We start from the raw sequence: 484 nt of genomic DNA on the forward strand, positions 1-484 counted from the left end.
ACCAGCCGTATTTACCAGCCGTATTTCTTCGGCGAAGCGGCGGCCGGCGAGACGCCCGAGGCGTTCGGCCTGGCCCGCGCGCAGCAGCTCGAAGCGAAGATCCTCGAACTCGGCGCGGAGAACGTCGCGGCGTTCATCGGCGAGCCGTTCCAGGGCGCGGGCGGCGTGATCTTCCCGCCGTCGACGTACTGGCCGGAAATCCAGCGGATCTGCCGCAAGTACGACATCCTGCTGGTCGCCGACGAAGTGATCGGCGGCTTCGGCCGCACCGGCGAATGGTTCGCGCACCAGCACTTCGGCTTCGAGCCCGATCTGATCACGATGGCGAAGGGCCTCACGTCGGGCTACGTGCCGATGGGTGCCGTCGGCATTCACGAGCGCGTGGCGCGGCCGATCATCGACAACGGCGAATTCAACCACGGCCTCACGTACTCGGGGCACCCGGTTGCAGCGGCCGTCGCGGTCGCGAACCTGAAGCTGCTGC

Annotated in this window: 1 protein-coding gene; it reads left to right on the top strand. The window is 67.6% G+C overall.

Annotated features, from left to right (window positions below):
- The coding region (locus B7G54_RS37875; protein ID WP_133059282.1) for an aminotransferase class III-fold pyridoxal phosphate-dependent enzyme at positions 1 to 484 on the top strand (484 nt) is incomplete at both ends.

The organism is Burkholderia puraquae, from assembly GCF_002099195.1.
Lineage (GTDB): Bacteria > Pseudomonadota > Gammaproteobacteria > Burkholderiales > Burkholderiaceae > Burkholderia > Burkholderia puraquae.